The organism is Amphritea sp. (assembly GCF_050300915.1).
Classification (GTDB): Bacteria; Pseudomonadota; Gammaproteobacteria; order Pseudomonadales; family Balneatricaceae; genus Amphritea.
The window spans coordinates 1-22087 of record NZ_JBNKYN010000033.1 but is presented as its reverse complement, the minus strand read 5'-3'; the positions used below and the strand labels follow the sequence as shown (position 1 = coordinate 22087).

Annotated in this window: 24 protein-coding genes; 17 read left to right on the top strand and 7 right to left on the bottom strand. The window is 48.4% G+C overall.

The features are described from left to right. Positions 1–14: 14 nt before the first annotated feature. The 10 genes from purF to ACQY8X_RS10540 all read left to right on the top strand — a co-directional run bounded on the left by purF (position 15) and on the right by ACQY8X_RS10540 (position 9014). A complete protein-coding gene (gene purF, locus ACQY8X_RS10585; RefSeq protein ID WP_428035108.1) occupies positions 15–1529 on the top strand; it encodes an amidophosphoribosyltransferase in 1515 nt (504 codons plus the stop codon). Between the two features lie 45 nt (positions 1530–1574). Further along, positions 1575–2792: an O-succinylhomoserine sulfhydrylase gene (locus ACQY8X_RS10580; RefSeq protein WP_428035107.1), complete on the top strand. Its 1218-nt coding sequence runs from the start codon at positions 1575–1577 to the stop codon at positions 2790–2792. A 112-nt stretch (positions 2793–2904) separates the two neighbouring features. Continuing rightward, on the top strand, positions 2905–3852 hold the full coding sequence (locus tag ACQY8X_RS10575) for a tRNA dihydrouridine synthase (protein WP_428035106.1): 948 nt from the start codon (positions 2905–2907) through the stop codon (positions 3850–3852). Positions 3853–4298: 446 nt separating this feature from the next. After that, positions 4299–5120 carry a DUF3800 domain-containing protein gene (locus ACQY8X_RS10570; protein WP_428035105.1) on the top strand — a complete coding sequence of 274 codons (822 nt, stop codon included), beginning with the start codon at positions 4299–4301 and terminating at the stop codon, positions 5118–5120. A 98-nt stretch (positions 5121–5218) separates the two neighbouring features. Continuing rightward, the gene (locus ACQY8X_RS10565; protein ID WP_428035104.1) at positions 5219–5626 is read left to right on the top strand and encodes a hypothetical protein; all 408 of its coding nucleotides are present in this window, start codon (positions 5219–5221) and stop codon (positions 5624–5626) included. A gap of 98 nt (positions 5627–5724) precedes the next feature. After that, positions 5725–6198 (top strand): DUF6998 domain-containing protein, encoded by a 474-nt coding sequence (locus ACQY8X_RS10560; protein ID WP_428035103.1) that lies wholly within the window; start codon positions 5725–5727, stop codon positions 6196–6198. Positions 6199–6316: 118 nt separating this feature from the next. Then, the gene (locus ACQY8X_RS10555) at positions 6317–7195 is read left to right on the top strand and encodes a toll/interleukin-1 receptor domain-containing protein (protein ID WP_428035102.1); all 879 of its coding nucleotides are present in this window, start codon (positions 6317–6319) and stop codon (positions 7193–7195) included. 99 nt (positions 7196–7294) lie between these two features. Continuing rightward, positions 7295–7795, top strand: coding sequence for a hypothetical protein (locus ACQY8X_RS10550; RefSeq protein WP_428035101.1), 501 nt, complete (start codon positions 7295–7297; stop codon positions 7793–7795). Positions 7796–7857: 62 nt separating this feature from the next. After that, positions 7858–8070 (top strand): hypothetical protein, encoded by a 213-nt coding sequence (locus ACQY8X_RS10545; RefSeq protein WP_428035100.1) that lies wholly within the window; start codon positions 7858–7860, stop codon positions 8068–8070. A 530-nt stretch (positions 8071–8600) separates the two neighbouring features. Then, on the top strand, positions 8601–9014 hold the full coding sequence (locus tag ACQY8X_RS10540) for a hypothetical protein (RefSeq protein WP_428035099.1): 414 nt from the start codon (positions 8601–8603) through the stop codon (positions 9012–9014). Positions 9015–9471: 457 nt separating this feature from the next. Here ACQY8X_RS10540 and ACQY8X_RS10535 read toward each other — a convergent pair whose 3' ends face one another. Beyond that, a complete protein-coding gene (locus tag ACQY8X_RS10535; protein ID WP_428035098.1) occupies positions 9472–10515 on the bottom strand; it encodes an IS110 family transposase in 1044 nt (347 codons plus the stop codon). Positions 10516–10795: 280 nt separating this feature from the next. Further along, positions 10796–11884 carry an AmmeMemoRadiSam system radical SAM enzyme gene (gene amrS / locus ACQY8X_RS10530; RefSeq protein WP_428035097.1) on the bottom strand — a complete coding sequence of 363 codons (1089 nt, stop codon included), beginning with the start codon at positions 11882–11884 and terminating at the stop codon, positions 10796–10798. 59 nt (positions 11885–11943) lie between these two features. Here amrS and amrB point away from each other — a divergent pair, with 59 nt between their 5' ends. From amrB to ACQY8X_RS10515, 3 genes are read left to right on the top strand one after another with little or no spacing between them, the layout of a single operon-like run. Further along, positions 11944–12723, top strand: coding sequence for an AmmeMemoRadiSam system protein B (gene amrB, locus ACQY8X_RS10525; RefSeq protein ID WP_428035096.1), 780 nt, complete (start codon positions 11944–11946; stop codon positions 12721–12723). Continuing rightward, positions 12710–13300, top strand: coding sequence for an AmmeMemoRadiSam system protein A (gene amrA, locus ACQY8X_RS10520; RefSeq protein WP_428035095.1), 591 nt, complete (start codon positions 12710–12712; stop codon positions 13298–13300). The genes amrB and amrA overlap by 14 nt, the downstream gene beginning before the upstream one ends. Then, positions 13287–13778, top strand: coding sequence for an O-acetyl-ADP-ribose deacetylase (locus ACQY8X_RS10515; RefSeq protein WP_428035094.1), 492 nt, complete (start codon positions 13287–13289; stop codon positions 13776–13778). Before amrA ends, ACQY8X_RS10515 begins: the two co-directional genes overlap by 14 nt. A 176-nt stretch (positions 13779–13954) precedes the next feature. On the opposite strand, the gene ACQY8X_RS10510 is transcribed toward ACQY8X_RS10515, so the two are convergent. The 3 genes from ACQY8X_RS10510 to ACQY8X_RS10500 all read right to left on the bottom strand — a co-directional run bounded on the left by ACQY8X_RS10510 (position 13955) and on the right by ACQY8X_RS10500 (position 15955). Next, a complete protein-coding gene (locus tag ACQY8X_RS10510; protein ID WP_428035093.1) occupies positions 13955–14374 on the bottom strand; it encodes an Hsp20 family protein in 420 nt (139 codons plus the stop codon). A 153-nt stretch (positions 14375–14527) separates the two neighbouring features. Further along, positions 14528–14935 (bottom strand): immunity protein Imm33 domain-containing protein, encoded by a 408-nt coding sequence (locus ACQY8X_RS10505; protein WP_428035092.1) that lies wholly within the window; start codon positions 14933–14935, stop codon positions 14528–14530. Positions 14936–15067: 132 nt separating this feature from the next. Next, positions 15068–15955 (bottom strand): helix-turn-helix domain-containing protein, encoded by an 888-nt coding sequence (locus ACQY8X_RS10500; RefSeq protein WP_428035091.1) that lies wholly within the window; start codon positions 15953–15955, stop codon positions 15068–15070. A gap of 149 nt (positions 15956–16104) precedes the next feature. Between ACQY8X_RS10500 and ACQY8X_RS10495 the strand changes: the two genes are divergently transcribed. Next, positions 16105–16470, top strand: a complete 366-nt coding sequence (locus tag ACQY8X_RS10495) for a protocatechuate 3,4-dioxygenase (protein ID WP_428035090.1) — start codon at positions 16105–16107, stop codon at positions 16468–16470. Further along, complete coding sequence (locus ACQY8X_RS10490; protein ID WP_091355393.1) at positions 16463–17302, top strand: class III extradiol dioxygenase family protein; 840 nt, start codon at positions 16463–16465, stop codon at positions 17300–17302. Before ACQY8X_RS10495 ends, ACQY8X_RS10490 begins: the two co-directional genes overlap by 8 nt. Before the next feature lie 85 nt (positions 17303–17387). Here the strand turns inward: ACQY8X_RS10490 and ACQY8X_RS10485 are convergent, their stop codons facing one another. Beyond that, entirely contained in the window at positions 17388–18317 is a 930-nt protein-coding gene (locus ACQY8X_RS10485; RefSeq protein WP_428035089.1) for a flavin reductase, read from the bottom strand. Between the two features lie 218 nt (positions 18318–18535). Then, a complete protein-coding gene (gene hpaA / locus ACQY8X_RS10480) occupies positions 18536–19462 on the bottom strand; it encodes a 4-hydroxyphenylacetate catabolism regulatory protein HpaA (RefSeq protein ID WP_428035088.1) in 927 nt (308 codons plus the stop codon). 384 nt (positions 19463–19846) lie between these two features. Here hpaA and ACQY8X_RS10475 point away from each other — a divergent pair, with 384 nt between their 5' ends. Both ACQY8X_RS10475 and ACQY8X_RS10470 read left to right on the top strand, forming a co-directional pair. Beyond that, on the top strand, positions 19847–21022 hold the full coding sequence (locus ACQY8X_RS10475) for a p-hydroxyphenylacetate 3-hydroxylase oxygenase component (protein WP_428035087.1): 1176 nt from the start codon (positions 19847–19849) through the stop codon (positions 21020–21022). Between the two features lie 165 nt (positions 21023–21187). Beyond that, positions 21188–22042: a PA4780 family RIO1-like protein kinase gene (locus tag ACQY8X_RS10470; RefSeq protein ID WP_428035086.1), complete on the top strand. Its 855-nt coding sequence runs from the start codon at positions 21188–21190 to the stop codon at positions 22040–22042. Positions 22043–22087: the final 45 nt, after the last annotated feature.

Here is a 22087-nt window from a genome sequence, read left to right as displayed (position 1 = left end):
CTGAGGTAGCCTTAATGTGCGGTATAGTTGGCATCGTAGCCAAATCTAATGTGAATCAGACGATTTTTGATGCATTGACAGTGCTACAGCACCGTGGCCAGGATGCCGCTGGTATGGTGACATGTGAAGCAGATCGGTTCTTTATGCGTAAAGATAACGGTCTGGTAAACGAAGTCTTCCGTACCCGTCATATGAAACGTTTAATGGGCAATGTGGGGATCGGTCATGTACGTTACCCTACCGCAGGTAGCTCCAGTTCCGCTGAAGCGCAGCCGTTCTATGTTAACGCACCATACGGTATCGCGCTGGCACACAATGGCAACCTGACCAACACTGCCGAGCTGCGCGAGCAGATGCGCAAAGAAAACCTGCGCCATATTAACACCACCTCTGACTCTGAGGTGTTGCTGAATATTATGGCCCATGAGCTGCAGAAGATTGGTAAGCTCATTCCCACTGCGGATGATATCTTTTCCGCGATTAAGTCCGTGCATAAGCGGGTTCGGGGTGGTTATGCGGTGGTTTCGGTTATCACCGGATATGGCATTGTTGCCTTTCGTGACCCACATGGTATCCGCCCGCTGGTGTATGGTATGCGTGATACTGACGCAGGCACAGAATATATGGTGGCATCGGAGTCTGTTGCTCTGGATATCTCCGGCTTTACGCTGATCCGCGATGTAGCCCCGGGTGAAGCGATCTTCATCACTCAGGATGGCGATGTTCACACCATGCAGTGTGCTGAGAATCCGGAGTTGCACCCTTGTCTGTTTGAATATGTGTATCTGTCCCGTCCTGACTCAATCATTGATGAAGTTAACGTCTATAAGTCCCGCATGCGGATGGGGGTTAAGCTGGCTGAAAAGGTGAAGCGTGAGCGTCCGGACCATGATATCGACGTTATTATTCCGATTCCGGATACCAGCCGTACCGCTGCCCTGGAGATGGCTCACCATCTGAACGTTAAGTTCCGCGAAGGCTTTATCAAAAACCGCTACATCGGCCGGACCTTTATTATGCCGGGCCAGACACAGCGGACTAAATCGGTTCGGCGTAAACTCAACCCGATCGAGCTTGAATTTAAAGACCGGGTAGTGATGCTGGTGGATGACTCTATCGTGCGCGGTACGACTTCGCAGCAGATCGTGCAGATGGCACGTGAGATGGGCGCGAAGAAGGTTTACTTTGCCTCTGCCGCCCCCGCCGTGCGCTTTCCTAACGTCTATGGCATCGATATGCCATCGGCTAACGAACTGATTGCCCATGGGCGTACCGATGACGAAGTGGGTAAAGAGATCGGCGCAGACTGGATGTTGTACCAGGATCTGGATGACCTGAAAGACTGCCTGCTGGCAGGTAACAGTTCGGTAAAAGGGTTTGATGCGTCAGTGTTCGATGGAAAGTATATTACCGGAGATATCGATGAGGCGTATCTCAGTCGCATCGATGCTGAACGTAACGATGTTGCCAAAAGCGGTGATAAGCGATCTTCAACTAACCAGAATGCTGATCTGCACGCAACCATATAGCGGATAAGCCGGACTGTATGATTGAATTAATGGGAACGATGGCTGATGTCTAAGTCCAGGTTTGAACGTCCTGAGCGGATCCAGTTTGAAGATGCTGACTATGAGTTCAGCACTCTGGCGATTCGTGCGGGGCAGCACCGGAGTGATGAGGGAGAGCATAATGATGCGATCTACCCCACCTCCAGTTTTGTCTATTCCAGTGCCCGGGAAGCGGCTGCCCGCTTTGGTGGCGAGGAAGAGGGGAATATCTATTCCCGGTTTACCAATCCTACGGTCAATGCGTTTGAGCGCCGAATGGCTGCTCTGGAAGGCGCTGAACGTGCTGTTGCGGCGTCGTCAGGGATGGCTGCAATCCTGAGTACCTGCCTGTCTCTGCTGCAGCAGGGTGACCATGTGGTCTGTTCCCGCAGTGTGTTTGGCTCTATCGTCTCTCTGTTTGATAAGTATCTCAGCCGTACCGGTATCAGCGTCACCTACGTTGACCCTACCGATATCAACGCCTGGGCTGAGGCGGTTACCCCTGCAACGCGGATGTTTTTTCTCGAAACCCCCTCCAACCCACTGGCAGAACTGGGTGATATCGAAGCGGTCTCTAAGCTGGCGCATGAACATGATGCGCTGGTGGTGGTCGATAACTGTTTCTGCACTCCGGCACTGCAACAGCCGCTGAAGCAGGGCGCGGACATCGTGGTGCACTCAGCAACCAAATATCTGGATGGTCAGGGGCGCTGTGTGGGTGGCGTGGTTGTCGGTCGCGACAAAGAGATGGAAGAGGTTTACGGTTTTATCCGTACCGGTGGTGCCTGTCTCAGCCCGTTTAATGCCTGGGTCTTTATGAAGGGCCTGGAAACACTCGAACTGCGGATGATGGCTCACAGTGCCAGTGCACTGGCGATGGCCCTCTGGCTGCAACAGCAACCGGGTATCGACAAAGTATACTACTCAGGTCTGGAAGAGCATCCTCAACATGCACTTGCTAAAAAACAGCAGCGGGCATTTGGCGGCGTGCTGGCATTTGAAGTCAGTGGTGATAAAGCGGCTGCGTGGCGCTTCATCGATGCAACGCAGATGATCTCCATTACCGGTAATCTGGGCGATGTGAAAAGCACCATTACCCACCCGGGCACTACCACTCATGGGCGGATGAGCGCAGAGGCCAAAGCTAAAGCGGGTATCAAAGATAATCTTATCCGCCTGTCAGTGGGGCTTGAATCGCTGGAGGATATTAAACTCGATCTGCAACGGGGGCTGGCTGCAATCTAAGCCGGGTCTTGCGAAGATGCCCGCCCGGTGAAGATCGGAGCGGGCATTTTATTATTTATTTCATATAGTTGAAACGTTTACTAAATGTTACTTATTGGTTTAAAGGGTTGATTTGAAGATAGTTCTGGCACCAATGGAAGGGGTGGTTGATGCCCCCATGCGGGAAATCCTCACCCGTATTGGCGGGATCGATCAGTGTGTCTCGGAGTTTGTCCGTGTCTCTGAACGGGTTCTGCCTGCCAAAGTCTTCCGTAAAATTTGCCCGGAATTGTTTAATGACAGCTATACCAGCTCGGGTACCCCGGTGATCCTGCAGCTGCTTGGCAGTGATCCGCAGATCTTAGCCGGTAATGCCCGTAAAGCGGTGAGTATTGGTGCCCGCGGCATCGACCTCAACTTTGGTTGCCCGGCAAAAACCGTTAATAAAAGTAAAGGCGGTGCAATTCTGCTGAACGAGCCTGAACTGGTGCATAAGATCGTCTGGTGGGTGCGCCAGGCGGTGCCTGAGCATATTCCGGTTACCGCGAAGATGCGTTTAGGTTATCACGATAAGTCCCAGGCACTGGACAACGCCGCAGCGATTGCCGATGCCGGTGCCAATGGTCTCACGGTGCATGCCCGAACCAAAGAGGAAGGTTACCGGCCTCCAGCCCACTGGGAGTGGATCGCCCGTATCAGAGAACATGTCTCGATACCGGTGACGGCTAACGGTGAAGTGTGGAACTGGCAGGACTATCAGCGCTGCCGCGAGGTGAGCGGCTGTGATGATGTGATGATTGGGCGTGGCTTAGTGGCAGCACCTGATCTGGGTTTACGGATTAAAGCACTGCAACGGGGCGATGATCCGGACCACCTGAGCTGGGCTGAGATGCTGATTCTGCTGCAACAGTTTCTCGAAATGGTGGAACAGCAGCTGGCACCTAAGTATGTCCACGGCCGGATCAAGCAGTGGCTGAAAATGATGTCCCGTGAATACCCCGAAGCGATGCAGATGTTGCAACAGATGCGCACTCTGAAACAGGTGGCCGAGGTGCGGCAGTTTTTGCATGAGTATTCTTGATACAGTGGCTAGATCGCCGCTACGCCGTTGGCTAGTGGTTAGAACGTCGCTACGCGACTACTAGTTGCTAGACGGAAACTTCGTTTCCTTGCTAGAAAAAGCAAAGATTCAGAGCGGTTAGGGGCTTCGGTTATTCTTTTATATTGAATCGCGACAATTTTACAGTCTATTTTATTTTGCTTGCGGTTATGCTCAGATTATCGTTATATCAAGGCTCGTTTTGCTGCCTGATGAGTTAGTAAAACGTCTGAGAACAAAGGGGTAGTTGAAACGCTGGCGGAATACTACGCCGGGTCCGGAATGCAACTGCGCATTCTCGTTTTTGTCTTAAAGGAGAACGCGATGTCGGTTTTTTCCTATTTATTATCTGATAGTTACCTTGCCTTTAATGAATTCAGCCCCGCATGCATATGTACCGGCGTAGTATTAAAATGTTATGTGAATCTATGATTACAGAATCCGGCAACGATCCCAATTCACCCTACTTGGCTTTTGGGGACGATTCTGAGTATGACGATGTGCTAGTGTACGCATTTGTTATTTGCAAGCGTAAGAATTTGCCAAGCCTGGAGAAGGGGATTCTGTTACTAAAAAATGAATTCGGAATCCCAGCAGAGATTCCAATTCATGTAAGAAACCTTCTTAGTGGGCAGTATCGTGCAAAACATGGTATTGAGGGGTTCTGTCGTTCTCGACAGAATATTTTTTTCCGAAAGATCGTTAATCTTGTTAATCGCAACAAATGTATAGTTAGATTCAGCTATGCGCTTATTCCTGAATCGGGAAAACTTTTACCAGAAAACTCTCCAACAGATCAGATTCAGATCATTGAGGATAGAAAGGCAATCCTCCATCAAATGGCTTCAGCTTGTTTCGTTCCATATGTAGAGAACGGACAACAGGTCTTTTCGGTAAATGATTTTCAAGTTTATATATCTAAAGATAAAACAAAAGCTAGGATTTCAAAATCAAGTCCGCGAAGGCAGGCGCACTTCTTATCTGAACTACTCATTCCCACTTCCAATCCATTTATTCCTGGTAGCTACGTGCGTCTTAAGCCAATTTATGAGGAGGCAAGTAGAAACAGCTTTTTGCAACTCGCGGATGCAATTGCTTACATATTCGCTCATGCACATAGTAAAAAACACAACCATGAAGTTTTTAGGTATCAAGCAAGCAGAATTAAGGCATTTATAAGGCATGCGCTTGTAACCGAGAGTAATCAAGACGTGATGGGATTAACGCTACCAGAGGATAATAATGGTTAGCACACATAACAAGCGCTTTGAGTTTTGCGCCTTCGGCGCAGGGACCTCGCTGCCGCTCGGACCCTCAAGCTAATCGTTAAGAGCCCTTAGGAGAGTTCGTGCAAAAATTCGATACATTAGTTGCTTTGATTTTCAGCAGGCTTTTTCTGGAGTTTCCGGAGCCAGTTAGACTTAATGCCGATTCATTCTTAGATGACGTCATAGATCAAGATGACGAAGAAGGCTCTTTTAATTTTATAGAGTACTTCTGGCATACCGTAGACTGGCTGGTGGCAGAGGGATATATTCGTATCACCGCAGATTTTTCGTCGATGGACGGTAAATCTTATGAAGTTGTTCTTACTCAGAAGGGCCTTCAATCTTTGCGTAAAGTCCCTGATTCGCTCCAAGGAAGTGAGTCCTTAGGCGAAAGGCTGGTAGAGTTTTCTAAAAATAAAGGGTCAGAGGCTGTAGGCACATTAATATCGTTAGCTATAAATACCGCAAGCAGTGCCATAGTCTCTTAACAAGTTGCTCAATGAACGCCTGCGGCTGGACCGCTAGAAGCGTTGCTTCGCAACAACGCGGCCCATTAGCAAGGCGTTAGCTGCCCAAGAGGAATCGCGTGAATCTCACAGAAATGGAAGTAAAAGAGTTGTTGAGGCTGCAAGCTTCAATTACCAAAGAGCTTAAAAATCGTGGGGTCGTGAGAACTCAGAATAATCCCCTTGGAGATTACACTGAGTGGCTGGTTGCTAACGCTCTAAATCTTGAGCTTGAGGCGAACTCAAAAGCAGGTTACGACGGCATGGACTCGAATGGAGTACGCATTCAAATTAAAGGTCGTAGAGTCACTCCCACCAATAATTCGCGGCAGCTTAGTGCAATCAGAAAGTACAGTGAAAAAGACTTCGACGAATTGGCTGCGGTAATTTACGACGAAGACTTTAATGTCATTGAGGCATTACTAATCCCGCACGAGGTTGTGGGTGAATATGCCTCATTTCGAGAGCATGTAAATGCTCATATATTAATCCTCAAAGGGCCAATTCTTAGTGACCCTAGAGTTAAATGTATAAAGCAGGTGATATGCAGCTAACAAGGCCAAGCACAATCGTGCAATGCAAAAAACGCATTGCACTGGACCTCGCTACGCTCGGCCTGTGCTGGCGGCGTTGGGCGCCTAAAGCACGCTGTCTCAAAGATAAGGATTAAAAATGATTGATGTATCTGGAGAATGGTCCGGCCATATCGCAGGGACGAATAATGCAAATGTGTTTGTTGAATTTAAACAAAATGGAGTTCAAGTAACCGGAAGTGCGCGGATTAATGATCCCGTTCATGGCACTGCCGTTTACATCGTCTCGGGATCGGTCGCAGGGGAAACGCTACAAGCGGAGCTTCATCCAGACATGAACTTTTTCGATAAACCGAAGTATCAGACACTCGACGTGAACGGTCAGACCGTGACTGTAAAGCTAGACCCAGCATCTGGCCATGGAGTCGTAACTGTGAATGCAAAGCTCCATGATGCCTCGAATCTTGACGGTGCGTGGAAATCCACAATTGGAACTGGAGGTAGAGTTTTTCTACGAAGGATTCAGCCAATAGAAAACCAAAGCAATAAAAGTGAACACTTGACAACCAATAATTCGAAAAAGGTATTCATTAGTTATTCACATAAAGACTCCGCACATCTTGAGCGTCTTAGAGTCCATTTGAAGCCGTTAGAAAAACTGGGGATTGTAGACGTATGGGATGACACCAAAATAAAGGTGGGGGATCACTGGGAGAAAGAAATAGAAACCGCCCTTCATCAAGCTGCAATTGCAGTTCTGATTGTCAGTGCTGATTTTCTCGCGTCAGATTTTATTGTTGACAACGAACTTCCTCCGATATTGGAAAAAGCACAACTTGACGGAACAAAGATCGTTCCAGTCATACTCAAGCCTTGTAGATTTTCACGCGACGCCAATCTGTCTAGATTTCAGGCTCTGAATCAACCAGATAAACCGGTGCATGGCATGAATGAATCAGAGCAAGAAGTTATATGGGACAGACTTTCCCAAATAATCGAAGCGGAAATTAATGCATGAGGCAATATTCGCCCAACAATGCCTTCCAGCGGACGCAGTCGCTATCGCGTCTGCTCCGCTGAAGGCCGACGTTGATATTTTAGAACTGGAGTACTCAAAATGGAAGTTGAAGGCCAGCTAGTTATCAATAAAAAACAAACTATACCGAGTATATCTGCACATATTTCAATTCTTGGAGGAATCAGCATTAATGGAGACAGAAAGTGCTTAGATATTCCTCTTTTCTATGAATACTTCATCAGAAGAAATTTGTCTGTGAAAGGAGTTTCGTATCGTATTGAAGGAAACGGTATAGGGAATTTTTCTGAAGGCCCACTAGGTCACCCAGGTGATAACGAACGCAACTATTGGCCTTTAAAAAGCTACCAACTTGAAATGAATTACAGTAGTAAGGGAGTACAGTTAAACATTGCAGTCACTTCTGAACAAGGTTCTTGCCCCTTCGACAAAAACAAAACTTTGTCGCCATTAGAATTGGATATTGAATTGTTTATTCCTATCGAAAAAATTGATGAATTCTTAGGTGAAAATCTGCGTTATAGCTTTGCTGAGCAAATGACAAAGTTCTTCAATAAAAATCATAACAAGGCGCTTAAGTAATGAGGCGCTTTACGTGCCACTTAGCTTAGCGCTAGGATCAAAAAAACACTAAGGAAACCTTAATGCTAAAGAATGGACTATTAGGAATTTTTTCGGTAATTATTGGGCTTGTATTAATAGTAGGAGATTTTCACTTTTATGTGATGATAGCTGGTGGTGCTTTTATAGTTTTGGCACATGTTTTTCTTCTTATTTTTATACGAGAAATGATTAAAAAAACTGTGGATTTCTCACAAAAAAAGAAAGCTCAAAAAAGGATTAGAGAAAATTACTAAATAAATTTTAATGAATGATGTGAAATTGGGGTCAGGTCTTGCATTTTGCAGGGTTAAGAAAATAGGATTAACTCTTGTGCAAAATACAAGACCTGCCCCCGGGATTCCTGAACTTTCGCTGCACTGCTGCATCATTTACGGTGGCCGTTAGATCACATGGCTTCGTCGTCTTGTGCCAACTCGCCTTCAGCCTGCGCCTCATATGATGTTTTTGTTCATCAGCACGCAGTTTTGCTAGCGGGTTATCGCGCCCTTCGGTTGCTTTCGCCTTCGGCTCATGGTCTCTGCTTCGCTCTGACTCCTCCAGACCTAACCTTGCGGTTAAGCCCTTGCCATTCGGTAGTAGTTAACATCTAATAACGATTATAAATCGCTATGGATGGTGACCTTCCTACAGAGGACTTTCACCTCATTAGTTCATGTCCATGCTGGGCGTACACAAGCGCAAGCACTCGGAATAATTTTCCGCTTCGCTCCAAATTGCCCGGTGTTGCGGGCGTTAGCCATCATAGAATGAATAGGATTGAGCAATGGATAAAGTGGTGTACGTAAAAGCATATTTTCGACCTATAGGTAAAGAGATCACTGTTAATGTTCCAACTGGTGAAACCAAAAAAGGAATGTTTGGTGGTGAAAAACAGATAACACGTAAAGAAAAGCAGTGGAAAAGCACAGGCTGGTCTGACTGTGAGATAGACGGAGAAAGATTGACTGAGGATTTACAAAGAACAATCGAGGCTCTTAATAAGGAAGGGTATTCCATAAAATCAATTACTTCAATTTTGTCAGGTGCATATAATTATCAATATCAAGCAGAGGGCATTACAAGTTCTCCTCGCTTTTTAAGTGATACTGAAGCTGTTAAAGGCGGCGCAAGTTATGGTTACGGGTATGGGTATTCATACACTGAAAGCTTAATTGTTCACGCAGCTAAAAATGTATAACACATATGAGCCGCCTCGGAGTCAATAGAATATAACGCTCTTATCTGGCCGCGAAGCGGTCAGTTTTTTAATTAATCAGTCAGCCAGTTTTCTTCGTCTGTCATTGTCGTTGCCAAAACGAGTTTGCAACAAACACATATTGAGACTCTACTTACCCCGTGCTCAACGGGTGCCTACCAATACGTCATCCCTGATGTGAGTAGGGGTACTAGACATTCATCGGTTAACCTGAGAAAGGCGCTATTCAAAACAGTGGAATAGATTTCCAGTTAGTATCAGGCTCAGTTCAGGTGCAAACCGCTTTACTGATTGTTAATGCACGCCAGTGAAGCGTCTAATCAAGGCCAGGGGCTAATGTGCCCGGACCACAAGACCTGTTAAATTTAATAAGGGTTACCAGGCCTTCAACGGTCTCTGTTATTTCCAGTTAGACGTTCAGCTCACTTCACTGCGTGACTTACCCGGTTAAAAATCGCTGTTCATCAAATACCTGCTGATTCTTAAGCATAAAGTAAACACAGCGTCCTAACTTGTGAGCCAGGGCGGTCAGTGCCTTCGCTTTGCCCATACGTTTATGTAATCGGGCCAGATATGACTGAGCCTTCTCATTCCCTCTCAGATAACCGACGGCAACTTCACCAAAGGCCCATCGCAAATGTGCGTTACCAATTTTATTGCCTTGAGTACCGTATATTTTTCCTGCGGACTCAGCCCTGCATTTGATCAACCGGCTGTATGATGCAAACTTCTGAACGTTTTCAAAGCGTGTAATATCGCCGATCTCATACAGAATAGTGAGTGCCAGTATGCGTCCCATGCCAGGTACGCTGGTTAATATATGGTAATCCCGCCCATTGTGATGTTTGGCGTGCTTTTCGATATAGCATTCGATAGCACTGAGCTGGCGGTGATAAAACTCGATAATATTCAGATCCAGGTCGATATTTTTCTGCACGGATTCATCTGCAAACTTCTGGCGCATCTGTTCCCGGGCATTGGGGTAGCGCAGATTCAGGTTGTTAGGTGGCAGGTTGTACTGACTGGTGGTGTTTTTGACATGGGCTTTCAGATCGGCACCGTGTCTGACAATGCGAGTCCGTCGACGTAGCAGGTCACGGGTCGCCCTCATTTCAGCGGGATACACATAGGCTAAGGGAAAGTTTCCGCCACGAATTAAGTGCGCGATTTTGTATGAGTCAATCCGATCATTTTTAGCTTTTCCTCCATGGATCGCTTTCATATACAGGGCGTGACCCAGAATAAAATCGATGTTATGTTCATGACAGAAATCGGAAATCCAGTACCAGCAATGCATACATTCGACCCCGAGAACAACATTGCCGAGATAAGGAGTCAGAAGATCGAATAAGGGTTCAGGCTTGGCTTTAATCTCTTTATGAAGCACGGTTTGCCCATCATCGTCTAAGATACAGACGTACAGGGAGCGTGCATGCAAGTCGATACCGCAGTAAAAAGGATGTTTGTTGGTGTAAAATCTCATGGGTCTTCTCCTTTTGGTTTGGTCGCCTTCCAGCTTAGTGTGAAAACAGTAAGCTGGGGGAGAAGGCTCTATGAGTATCAAGGCAAATGCACTCGGACGTCAAAAAGCGCCGCTCGTTCCTCGCTCTGCTTTTTGCTGCCGGTGATTTGCGGCGTTTATGTCCCCTCTGTATTATCGTGGCTACCGCTGTTATTTTTGCTTTTTCTAGCGAGTCGCGAAGCGACGTTCTAACCACTAGCCAGCGGCGAAGCCGCGATCTAGCCACTGCTTTCAAAGCGCTCTAGCCACTGCTCTTAAAACGAACTACCTGCCGCTGTGCTCCCCAGCTCCCGGGTTGGGCCTCAAACTTTCCTGCCAGCGGTGTTTTGCAGTGATTGCAGCAACCGTGTTTATCGAGATTCCATTCGCCTAACTGGTACTGGCAGCGTTCTATCAATAACTGGCCGCAGTGGCTGCAGTACGTTGAGCCGCTGTCGGTTGCGGCAACATTGCCGGTATAGACATGTTTCAGCCCGCAACTGAGTGCGATGCTGCGCGCATTTTCAAGGGTTTGCAGTGGTGTGCGCTGCCTGTCCTGCATTTTGTAATCGGGATGGAAGGCGGTAAAGTGCAGAGGCACCCGCGGGCCCAGTTTTTCGTATATCCATTCACACATCTGGCTGATTTCATCCGGATCATCATTCTCACCGGGAATGATCAGGTTGGTAATTTCGACCCAGCAGTCGGTCTGATGTACCAGATAGATCAGGGTGTCGAGTACCGGTTGCAGGTGGCCGCCACAGAGTTTGTGATAGAAGCGTTCACTGAAGCCTTTCAGATCGATATTAGCGGCATCCATATAGCGGAAAAATTCAGCTCTGGGGTCGGGCAGGATAAAGCCTGCCGAGACCGCGACAGAGTGGATGTTCTGTTCCCGGCAGGCCTGGGCGACGTCAACGGCATACTCCATAAAGATAACCGGGTCGTTATAGGTGTAAGCGATTGAGCGGCAGCCTGTTTTGACGCAGGCATCGGCGAGCATCTGCGGGCTTGCCTGGCTGGCGAGGGTGTCCATCTGCCGTGATTTGCTCATATCCCAGTTCTGACAAAACTTGCAGCTCAGATTGCATCCCGCGGTGCCAAAGGAGAGCACCGGGGTGCCGGGCAGAAAGTGGTTGAGTGGTTTTTTCTCAATCGGATCGATGCAGAAACCGCTGGAGCGTCCGTAACTGTAAAGTACAATTTCGCCTGCTTCGCAGCCCCGGACATAGCAGAGTCCGCGCTGACCCTCTTGCAGTTTGCACCGGTGTGGACAAACATCACACTGGGTGCGCCCATCTTCAGAACGATGCCAGTAGTGGGTTGGATGCTGTGGATTGACTGATTGCATTGGGGCTGATGACCTATACTGAGCGTATGAGTACGTTTGCTATCTAAGGATCAGTGTATATGAGAATTAAGCAGTCTGCTGTTGCTGGCATGTTCTACCCGGATAATCCTGATGAACTTGCGCTGATGGTCAGTCAGTTATTGGCAGATAACCCGCAACAGGGTTGCAGGCCGGTGGCTATTCAGGTGCCCCATGCGGGCCTGATCTATTCGGGAGGGATTGCCGCCAAAGCCTATAACCGCATCCGTCCCTATCTGAACGTGATCAGCCGGGTTGTGCTGTTGGGACCCGCGCATCGGGTGCCGTTGCGGGGGATGGCAGTGATCGGGGCTGAGGTGTGGCAAACCCCGCTGGGGCCACTTCAGATCGATCGTGAGCTCGGAGATAAGCTGGTTGATGACGGGCTGGCGGTAGTCAACGATACTGCGCATGCGCAGGAGCATTGTCTGGAGATACAGCTGCCTTTTTTACAGCTGTTGGATGGTGCATTAAAGGTGTTGCCGGTGCTGGTGGGGCAAACGCCATCAGAGGATGTTGCTGCACTGATCAGCCGGGTACTGCGGGAGCCGCAAACGCTGCTGGTGATCAGTAGCGACCTGAGTCATTTTCACCCTTACGCAGAAGCACAGCAGATCGACCGGGCAACGTTGCAGCAGATTAGCCACCTTGCGACAAACATTACACCGCAACAAGCCTGCGGCTGTAACGCCCTGAACGGTATGCTGGCCTATGCAGCAGAACAGCGGCTGGAGGCCGAGCTTCTGGGGTACTGTAATTCCGGGGACACCGCCGGTGATCAAAGCCGGGTAGTGGGGTATTCATCCTATGCATTCTATTGAGCGTTACAGTGCGACCGAGCAGCAGTTTCTGCTTCAGCTTGCCCGGGAAACGGTTGCCCGTGGGGTGTCGGGTCTGGAGCCTCAACGCCCCTCAGCCGAGAATATTCCTGAGGGGGTGGAGAGGTCGCGAGCCTGCTTTGTTACCCTGAAGCTAGATGGGCGGTTGCGTGGCTGTATTGGCAATCTGGAAGCGAACAGTTCGTTGGTTGATGCGGTGCTGCGTAACAGTTATCTGGCCGCATTCCGGGATCAGCGTTTTGATCCGGTGTCTGCAGCTGAGTTGGCAAAGCTGCAGTATGAGATCTCGGTGCTGACGCCAATGGTGCCCTTGCCAGTCAGTAGTGAAGCTGATCTGCTGGCTAAGATCCGGCCGGGTATTGATGGTTTGTTGTTCGAAGCTGAAGGGCACCGCTCTACCTTTCTGCCGTCGGTGTGGGAGCAGTTAAATCAGCCAAAGAATTTTCTGAATCAGTTACGACAAAAGGCTGGGCTTGCTGCGGATTACTGGAGCGATGATGTACAGTGCTGGATCTATCAGGCCATTAAAATTGGGGAAGTTGAGAGTGATTCGGGTTGAGGTAACGGACATTACGACGCTGAATGTTGACGCGATCGTTAATGCTGCCAACAGTTTATTGCTGGGTGGCGGCGGTGTTGATGGCGCGATTCATCGTGCGGCAGGTCCCGGGTTGCTGGCTGAATGCCGGACTATTGATGGTTGTCCTACCGGCGAAGCTCGTATTACCCGGGGCTATGAGTTGCCCGCACCGTATGTGATTCATACGGTAGGTCCGATCTGGCAAGGCGGGGACAGAGGCGAGTCCCGGCTGCTGGAGTCCTGTTATCTTAGTTGTTTAAAGCTTTGTCCGGCTTATCACATTAAAAGCATCGCTTTCCCTGCTATTAGTTGCGGCATCTACGGATATCCCAAAGCCGAGGCGGTCGCAATCGCCACCCGCGCCGTATCGACAGCTTATAAAAAATGTGGGTTGGAAGAGGTTATCTTTTGCTGTTTTGATGAGGAGATGGCCGGGCTTTATATACAGGCTCTATAAACAAGCTCTATAAACAAGCTCTATAAACCGGCTTTAGCAACAAGGGCTGGCATCGGGCCGTTAGTTGCTTATCATAACAGAGAGTAGAACAGAGAGCTGAGCAGAGAGTAACGCATAAATTAAAACAGGGAGCTTCAGGCTCCCTGTTATCTGCTATCTGTCGGGTTAATGACGGATCAGTTGATGTCGATAGTGCGCGGCTTCATCGCTTCAGGTATCTCCTGAACAAGGTCGACATGGAGCAGGCCATTTTCCATAGAGGCATCGGTGACACGCACATGGTCTGCCAGCTGGAATTTGCGTTCGAATCCTCTGGCCGCGATCCCCTGATGCAGGTATTTGCGCTCAGTTTCGTCGGCATTCTTACGGCCGGTGACTGTCAGCATGCCGTGCTCGGTATTAATAGACACTTCAGACTTATCAAAACCGGCAATCGCCATCGTAATGCGGTAAGCGTGCTCGCTGATCAGTTCAATATTGTAGGGTGGATAGCCGTTCTGGGCCTGTTCGTTGCGGGTCGCGTTGTCGATCATCGATGCCAGACGATCAAAGCCGATGGCGGAACGGTAGAGTGGAGCCAGGTCAAATTGACGCATAGTAATATCCTCATAGAGCAATATGTTTTAGTTGCCTATCACAATGATCAGGCGGTTTACGGAGCTCTTCTGAGCCTCCGTTAATCTACTTTATAAGGACAAAAAAAAGCCTTTCAAGGGAAAGGCTGTTTTTTAAGTAAAAGTTTTTAACGCTTAATGTTTAAACTCATCAATATCGTTGGTGATCTCGACTTCAACCCTGTCTGCGGGAATCTTAAAGTCATAAACCCGCTCCCAGCCTTCGGATTCGGGAGTACGCTCCCACACGGTACCTGCGTTATATTCCACCAGTTCAGTCAGTGACGGATCCAGTTTTGTCATCTTTTCGACGGCGACCGGAATCAGGTTGGTTATCTCATCTTCAAGAAATTCCGGTGTTTCATAGCCGGTAAACATCCGCCAGCCGGTGTCATTCAGATGGGCAGGCACGGTTTTGTACATAAAGCGCACCGGTAACTTTTCCTCGAAGACCATTTTTGAGACAAGTGCCAGAAAGCCATTTTTCGTTTGGGCAGTTTCATCTTCTTTGCTTAAAGGCTTATCGATATCATCGAGACTCATGACAGCTCCGGTTCAATGTGTTGTTACGAAGGCGGTATTCTACGCATTTTTGGGGCCAAAGTTTAGCGAGAAATAGCCCTTTTCTGATGGATGACAAGCGATCCAGGCGGGCAGGGTATACACACTGGCTGCTTAATCCTGCATTTTTGATTGCCTGAACTGCTTCGGTGTCACACCGCACAGCCGTTTAAAAAAACGGTTGAAGTAGGCGGGATCGGAAAATCCCAACAAGTGTGAAATGTCTGCAGCGGATTTACCGGTAAAGATTAAGTTACGCTGCGCTTCGGTGAGGATGCGCTGGTGAATCAGGCTGAGTGCTGTTTGTTGCCGCAGTTTTTTACAAATCTCGTTCAGATGGGCTGCGGTAACGCCCACCTTATCTGCGTACCAGTCGACGCTGTGTGCCTGATCAAAATGGCTTTCAAGCAGATCGGTAAATCGTTTTAATCTTTGTTCTGAGCGGCTTTTGGGGAGTGCATCCGCTTCGCTCATGAGCAGATGTTGACGGGTAATCCAGATCCCCAGGGAGAGCACTCTGTTTTCCATCAGCAGGTGGCGGTAGATCTCCTTTCCTGCGCACTCTTCGTTAAGCGAGGAGAGCAGGTCATTAAGGTAGTTTCGGTCGGCTCCGGTTGAGAAAGAGGTCGCAGTACCGTGGGTCCACGAAGGGTCATCGAGTACTTTTTCCAGTTTTTTCAGCAGGGGGCGGGCGACCGCGAGTACATAGCCGTTGGAGCCGGACTCCCAGCGAAATGTGTGAACACACTGTTCGGGAATGACCAGCAGATCGCCGGCACTTATCAGCAGTGAGCGACTATCAACCTGGGCTGAACCCTGTCCTTCAAGGACAAAGAACATCTGCATCAGATCCCGGTGTCGGTGGGGTTTGATCTGCCAGTCATAACGGGCACTTCGCAGACTTAACTGTTCGCAGTGAACCATATCCTCTACCGGCCAGGCCGTGGATTCACCATAGAAATCGGTGATAGGAATAGGGTGGTGTGAGTGGTTAGTTGTCATTCTGATATCGTTTAATCCATGTTTTGTACAATAATAAAGCATGAAATTTGCATTTTATCCAGTGTGGATACGCGTAATATACAACTTGTAGAAAGCGCCTATATTTTTGTATTAGGGTTTTGGTAGTCCCGCAACTCAATGGAGTCACTATGACTATAAAAAAAATGCGTGCTATTCCAGGCACTACTTTCTTCGATGGACCGATGTCCACGAAGGGCTATCCCGTGAATAAAATGTTCTACTCCTTCAACTCGAAGGAGGGCCGTGATGCCTTTGTCGCCGATGAAGAGGCTTACATGGAAAAATTTAAGCTGAATGACGCTCAGAAGCAGTGCGTGCGTGATCGTGATGTTCTGGGCCTGATTCGTGAAGGGGGGAGTATTTATTACCTCGCTAAAATCGGACCGATTCTGGGTCTGAATGTACAGGATTTCGGTGGTTTACAGACTGGACAAACCACCGAAGAGTTTCAAGCATATCTGGACAGTCAGGGGATAGGTAAAAACAATGGCTAAAATAGTAGGCGGTATCGGTTCATCTCATATTCCAGCCATTGGCGTTGCCATGGATAAAGGTCTGGAAGACACGCCATATTGGCGCGACTTCTTTCAAAGCTATGTGCCGCTGAGAAAGTGGTTTAACGAAGTTGATCCAGACATTCTGATTATTTTTTATAACGACCATGGTCTGGAGATGTTTCTGGATAAGAAACCTACCTTTGCCGTGGGTACAGCCCCCGAGTATGAAAATGCCGACGAAGGCTGGGGTATCAACCCTATTCCTCCGGTACGGGGCGAGACTGAGTTGTCCTGGCATATTGTCAATGAGCTGGTTGAGAACGATTTCGATCCAACCGTGTGTCAGGAGATCAAAGTTGATCACGGTCTGACCGTGCCGCTGACGCTGATGTATCCTGGCAAGGATTACTCCAAGGTTAAGGTTATCCCTATCTGCATCAACTGTGAACGCCACCCAATGCCTAAGCTGTCTCGCAGCTATGCATTTGGTCAGCAGGTTGGTCGTGCGGTTGAATCCTTCGGTGGTGATCAGAAGGTTGTTGTCATGGGAACTGGCGGTCTGTCTCATCAGTTAGATGGTGAGCGTGCAGGTATTATCAACACCGATTTTGACACAGAGTGTCTGGACAAAATGGTATCTGATCCGGAAGCGCTGACTAAATACAGTCTAGAAGATATTGTCGAGCTGGCCGGTGGTCAGGGCGTTGAGCTGAATATGTGGATGGCGATGCGCGGTTGTCTGACTGGCAAAGTAACCGAGGGGTATCGTAATCTGATCGCTCCGATCTCCAATACGGCGGCTGGTATTCAGTTACTGATCAACGACTAAGTCTGTTGTTTGCCGTTTAACGGAAATAAAAAAGCCCTGATGGTATATCAGGGCTTTTTTTAGTTTTGAAATATTCGTTTTAAGTTTACAGCTTGGAAATCAGAGTCTTGAGATTCTGTTTTAACTGCTCGGTCTGATCAGAAGGTATTGAAGCCAGTAACCGGGCTTCTTCAGCCAGTGCCAACTGCTTCATCTTTTCACCGACCTCAGAGCCTTTAGCTGTGATCCGCGCAGTGCTTCCCGACACTTCAACAAGTCCCTTTTCTGCCATCCAGCTGATAGTCTGATTGAAGGCTACTTCAGGCTGCATAACCCGCTCTGCAAGTTCCTGGGTGTCGATCTCTGGAGAAGAGACCATGCGGGCAAGGATACGCCACTCTTCAGGGGTAATATCATGGTGTTGCTTGAGTTTTGGGTAGAGTTCGGAGCTAAACCCCTGGTAAGCAACGCGCAGCAGGTAAAGCAGGTAGCTGCCGACGAAATCATCTTCCTGTGATGATGACGCTTGTGAAATGTTCATCTCCGGGTGTTGAGACGAGATTGCATAGCTACCCCGGGCAAAGACCAGTGGTTCAACGCTGTCGTTGTAACGGTAATTAACCACTTCGCCAACTAAGATAAGATGATCGCCACCTTCATAGACGGCCCAGGTTTTACATTCAAACTGAGCTGCATAATCATCCAGAATCGGTGAGCCGCCCAGGCCTGCGGTGTAAGCTGCGTTGGCGAACTTGTCTTCTCCCCGGCTGGCAAAGTTATTCGAGGTGGAAACCTGATCCTTACCTAAGACGTTAACCGCAAAATGCTTGGCATTTTCAAAGGCAGGCAGGCTGTGTGCGCCTTTATCGATGCTCCAGAGCACCAGCACGGGATCCATAGAGACTGAGTTAAAACTGCTTGCCGTAACGCCAACTGGCTTGCCATCAGCATCCAGAGTCGTAATTACCGTTACGCCGGTTGGAAACTGAGAGAGGGCGCGGCGAAAATCTTTTGGGTCGAATGCAGACTGAGACATGGAGGGTCACCTTTGATGAATGGAGGATCTTTGTAATTATTATTGTAGCTGCCTTCGAAAGAAGGCAGGACAAAGATTAATATGTTAACTAATTATAGAGTGCATAGAGTGATTAAACATATATTTTCCACTGCTTTAATTGTACTTTTCATAGGAAAATTAGTTAGAGTATATGGCTGCTTGCACTAGATATAGTACCTATATTATTGAAAATAAAGCTAATTTTTATTTTCTCTGTACTGGCTTGCGGTAATGCCTGCATTTCTGCGAAAGAAGCGTGCGAAGTAAGCCGGGTCTTTAAAGCCCAGTTGATAGCTGATCTCCGTAATGGGGGCCGAGGAGTAGGTTAACAAACGACGGGCTTCCTGCATCAGGCGCTCCATGATGAGGCGTTTAGAAGGGAGTCCGGCCAGGCGTCTGCATATCTCATTCAGCCGCGCCTCGGTGACGCTGATCATATCGGAGTACTGGGCCAGGGCCAGATGATCCTGGTAGTGGTTTTCAATTAACTCATTAAAGCGGTGAAATATACGTACATCTTCCTTCCGGGTTTTCTGTTTCTGATGGGTCTGATCCGAAAGGCGGGCGATATCTATCAGTACCAGCTGTAACAGCGCTTTTAAAGCCAGGGTATGCTCGATGCTGTTATGGTCATTTTCATCCGCCATCTGACTTAGCAGATAGAGCATCTGTTTGGCATTAGCATCCTGTTCGGGGAATAGTGCTACGCACAGGGGGGTGTTCATAATGCCGTTATTCCCCCAGCGGGTGGGGCCCATGCCTCCCATCAACTCCCACACAAGCTGTTGCCTTGCCGTAATCACATGGCCGGTGGCGTCATTGTCTGTGACAAACGCATGGGGAATTGTTGGCGGAGTGAGGAAAAACATCGGGCCCTCGACGGTGTAGCTGGTTTCATCCAGATGTACACGAACGGTTCCGTTAAGAATGACATGAATCTGATAGAAGCGATCATGATGATGCACCGGCATATTGCGGCCAAAGAAATCGGCCAGCTTTTCCAGGTGTTCATAATGTATTTCAGCATCGATGTAATGCTGATCGTACGCCTGTCCGATATCGATATTGGGAATATCGGCGGATGCCGTGTCGCTTTGGGCGAGTGGGCTGGATCTGCTACTCATCTTTTCTGCTATCTCGGTCATGGACTTGGTGACTCAGTAATACTTAACTATAGTGACTAATGTAAGATATGAAAGTAATGTTGCTTGTATATGGATTTGTACAAGCTATGTCAAAAGCTATCGATCTGCATATTGTCATGTTTATGTGAAAACAACTAAATATAAGGCTTTTACTGTTTTCTGGAATAAATCCAAATCTAATTATACTTCATATGTTAACTATGGAAAGTGCAAATTAGACTATGAAAGATCCATTTTATTCTGCCTGCCTGTCATCAATAATGTATTCATGCTTTTGATCGCTGGGTTGTTTCTGGTGCTCTGATAAAAGGAGTTCAGGCAAAACAGCTGTTACGAAAACAATAATCAGAAAGGTAATGAGTAATGGAAAGACCAAATCCAATGCTGGGTGAGCTCAAAAAGATTCTTCCTGCTATCGCGGCAAATGCGGTTCAGGCTGAAAAAGAGCGTAAAGTGCCGGATGAGAATATTCGCCTGTTAAAATCAATTAATCTCCATCGTGCTCTTCAGCCAAAGGCTTATGGTGGCATGGAGTTGTCATTACCTGAAGTGACCGATTGTATTGCCGCACTTGCCGGTGCCTGTGGCGGTACTGCCTGGGCTTTCAGTCTGTTGATTACCCATAGTCATCAGATGGCGATGTTTTCAAAACAGGCTCAGGATGAGTTCTGGGGTGAAAATCCGGATGCGGTGGCCAGCAGTTCAATTGCTCCTTTTGGTAAAACTGAAGAGTGTGAAGGCGGTGTTATCTTCAACGGAGATATGCGCTGGAGTTCTGGCTGTGATCATGCTCAGTGGGCCATTCTGGGTTTCCTGCGTGACAACAAAGAGACCGGTGAAAAAGACTACTGTTTCGGTGTTGTTCCATCCAGTGATTATGAGATTGAAGATGACTGGTACTCTGCGGGCATGAAGCCTTCAGGCACTAAGACGTTGAAGATCAAACCGAATACTTTTATTCCTGAGCACCGTATTGAACGCGCCAAGGCGATGATGAGTGGTCAGTCTTCAGGCTTTGGTTTATACCCTGACAGCAAGATCTATTACACCCCGTACCGTCCTTACTTCGCCTGTGGCTTTGCGGCTATGGCACTGGGTATCGCAGAGCGGATGCTGACGGTTTATACCGAGATGACGAAAAACCGTACCCGTGCCTATACACTGGCCAGCAGTGGCAAAGAGATTCCACCGCTGATGCGTCTGGCCGAGGCCACTCATCAGGTTGCTGCGGCGCGGGCGTTTATGGAAAAAACCTGGGACGAGCATAAAGAGTTTGGTGAGCAGAAACGCTACCCAACCGATGCCGAGCTGGCTTTCTGGCGTACCAATCAGGCCTATGCGATTAAGATGTGTTGTGAGGCGGTAAACCGGCTGTTCGAGGTAGCGGGTGGTACTACCTGGATTCACGACAACGAAATTCAGCGTCTGTGGCGTGACTGCAATATGACAGCTGCCCATGCGTATACCGATTACGACGTTTGTAAGCAGATTCTGGGACGCTCGCTAATGGGGATGGATCCTGATCCAACCATGGTGTAATTTTCCACTTTTTAAAAAGCCCGCGAATTTCGCGGGCTTTTTTTTGTCTGATAATGATCAATATGAAGACCGGATACGGGCTAAAAAAATCTTAAAAGTGTTAGTATTGCTAACTTAGTTTTGCCACTATCGGCTAATAACAGGTTTTTTATAATACAGGTATGCATGAAAGCACCAAAATCTCTTCTGCCACTGATTGATGAAGGTTTGATCGACGAAGTTATTAGCCGACTCATGAGCGGTAAAGAAGCGGATATCTATATCGTCAGCTGCTCCGGTCAGATTCGTTGCGCCAAGGTCTATAAAGATGCGGTGAAGCGAAGCTTTAAAAATGCCGCGCAATATCAGGAGGGGCGCAAGGTCCGTAGTGGCCGGCGTGCCCGGGCGATGGAAAAAAACTCTGCCTACGGTCGTAAACAGCAGGAAGAGATCTGGCAAAATGCCGAAGTAGATGCGCTGGCCAGACTCTACCGGGCGGGTGTGCGTGTGCCGGAAACCTATGGTTGCATCGATGGTGTTCTGCTGATGGAGCTGGTGGTTGACGATCAGGGCGATGTTGCGCCTCGTCTTGGGGATGTGTTGCTGACTGAAGAGCAGGCGCTGGAAGATTATGCCGTGATGATGCACTACGTTAAGCTGATGTTGTGTGAAGGTATTGTACATGGCGATCTGTCTGAATTTAACGTGCTGGTGGATGAGTACGGCCCGGTGGTGATTGATCTGCCGCAGGCGGTTGATGCCTCGGCGAACAACAGCGCGCGGGCAATGTTGCTGCGTGATGTCAATAATATGACCCGCTATTACTCCCAGTTTGCCCCGGTACTGAGCCTGTCCCGCTATGGTGAGGAGATGTGGGCGTTGTACGAAGAGGGGGAGCTGAAGCCTGAAACTGAGCTGACCGGCCTCTATGATGGTGATGCCGATAGTGCCGATGTTGATTCGGTACTGGAGGAGATCAAAGCGGTGATGCAGGAGGAACGCGAGCGGCAGGAACGGCTGAAAGAGGCCGAAGAGATGTAATTTGCGTTAAGCCGTCTCCGGCAGAGCGACCCTCTACGGGCTGTT

What these genes read in the sequence shown, in the direction of transcription:
- ACQY8X_RS10555 (WP_428035102.1), top strand. Translation starts at nt 6,317, where the DNA reads ATGATTGATGTATCTGGAGAATGGTCCGGCCATATCGCAGGGACGAAT.
- ACQY8X_RS10540 (WP_428035099.1), top strand. Translation starts at nt 8,601, where the DNA reads ATGGATAAAGTGGTGTACGTAAAAGCATATTTTCGACCTATAGGTAAA.
- ACQY8X_RS10495 (WP_428035090.1), top strand. Translation starts at nt 16,105, where the DNA reads ATGACTATAAAAAAAATGCGTGCTATTCCAGGCACTACTTTCTTCGAT.
- ACQY8X_RS10550 (WP_428035101.1), top strand. Translation starts at nt 7,295, where the DNA reads ATGGAAGTTGAAGGCCAGCTAGTTATCAATAAAAAACAAACTATACCG.
- ACQY8X_RS10470 (WP_428035086.1), top strand. Translation starts at nt 21,188, where the DNA reads ATGAAAGCACCAAAATCTCTTCTGCCACTGATTGATGAAGGTTTGATC.
- amrB (WP_428035096.1), top strand. Translation starts at nt 11,944, where the DNA reads ATGAGAATTAAGCAGTCTGCTGTTGCTGGCATGTTCTACCCGGATAAT.
- amrA (WP_428035095.1), top strand. Translation starts at nt 12,710, where the DNA reads ATGCATTCTATTGAGCGTTACAGTGCGACCGAGCAGCAGTTTCTGCTT.
- ACQY8X_RS10510 (WP_428035093.1), bottom strand. Translation starts at nt 14,374, where the DNA reads ATGCGTCAATTTGACCTGGCTCCACTCTACCGTTCCGCCATCGGCTTT.
- ACQY8X_RS10500 (WP_428035091.1), bottom strand. Translation starts at nt 15,955, where the DNA reads ATGACAACTAACCACTCACACCACCCTATTCCTATCACCGATTTCTAT.
- ACQY8X_RS10535 (WP_428035098.1), bottom strand. Translation starts at nt 10,515, where the DNA reads ATGAGATTTTACACCAACAAACATCCTTTTTACTGCGGTATCGACTTG.
- ACQY8X_RS10545 (WP_428035100.1), top strand. Translation starts at nt 7,858, where the DNA reads ATGCTAAAGAATGGACTATTAGGAATTTTTTCGGTAATTATTGGGCTT.
- amrS (WP_428035097.1), bottom strand. Translation starts at nt 11,884, where the DNA reads ATGCAATCAGTCAATCCACAGCATCCAACCCACTACTGGCATCGTTCT.
- ACQY8X_RS10485 (WP_428035089.1), bottom strand. Translation starts at nt 18,317, where the DNA reads ATGTCTCAGTCTGCATTCGACCCAAAAGATTTTCGCCGCGCCCTCTCT.
- ACQY8X_RS10570 (WP_428035105.1), top strand. Translation starts at nt 4,299, where the DNA reads ATGATTACAGAATCCGGCAACGATCCCAATTCACCCTACTTGGCTTTT.
- hpaA (WP_428035088.1), bottom strand. Translation starts at nt 19,462, where the DNA reads ATGAGTAGCAGATCCAGCCCACTCGCCCAAAGCGACACGGCATCCGCC.
- ACQY8X_RS10505 (WP_428035092.1), bottom strand. Translation starts at nt 14,935, where the DNA reads ATGAGTCTCGATGATATCGATAAGCCTTTAAGCAAAGAAGATGAAACT.
- ACQY8X_RS10580 (WP_428035107.1), top strand. Translation starts at nt 1,575, where the DNA reads ATGTCTAAGTCCAGGTTTGAACGTCCTGAGCGGATCCAGTTTGAAGAT.
- ACQY8X_RS10490 (WP_091355393.1), top strand. Translation starts at nt 16,463, where the DNA reads ATGGCTAAAATAGTAGGCGGTATCGGTTCATCTCATATTCCAGCCATT.
- ACQY8X_RS10475 (WP_428035087.1), top strand. Translation starts at nt 19,847, where the DNA reads ATGGAAAGACCAAATCCAATGCTGGGTGAGCTCAAAAAGATTCTTCCT.
- purF (WP_428035108.1), top strand. Translation starts at nt 15, where the DNA reads ATGTGCGGTATAGTTGGCATCGTAGCCAAATCTAATGTGAATCAGACG.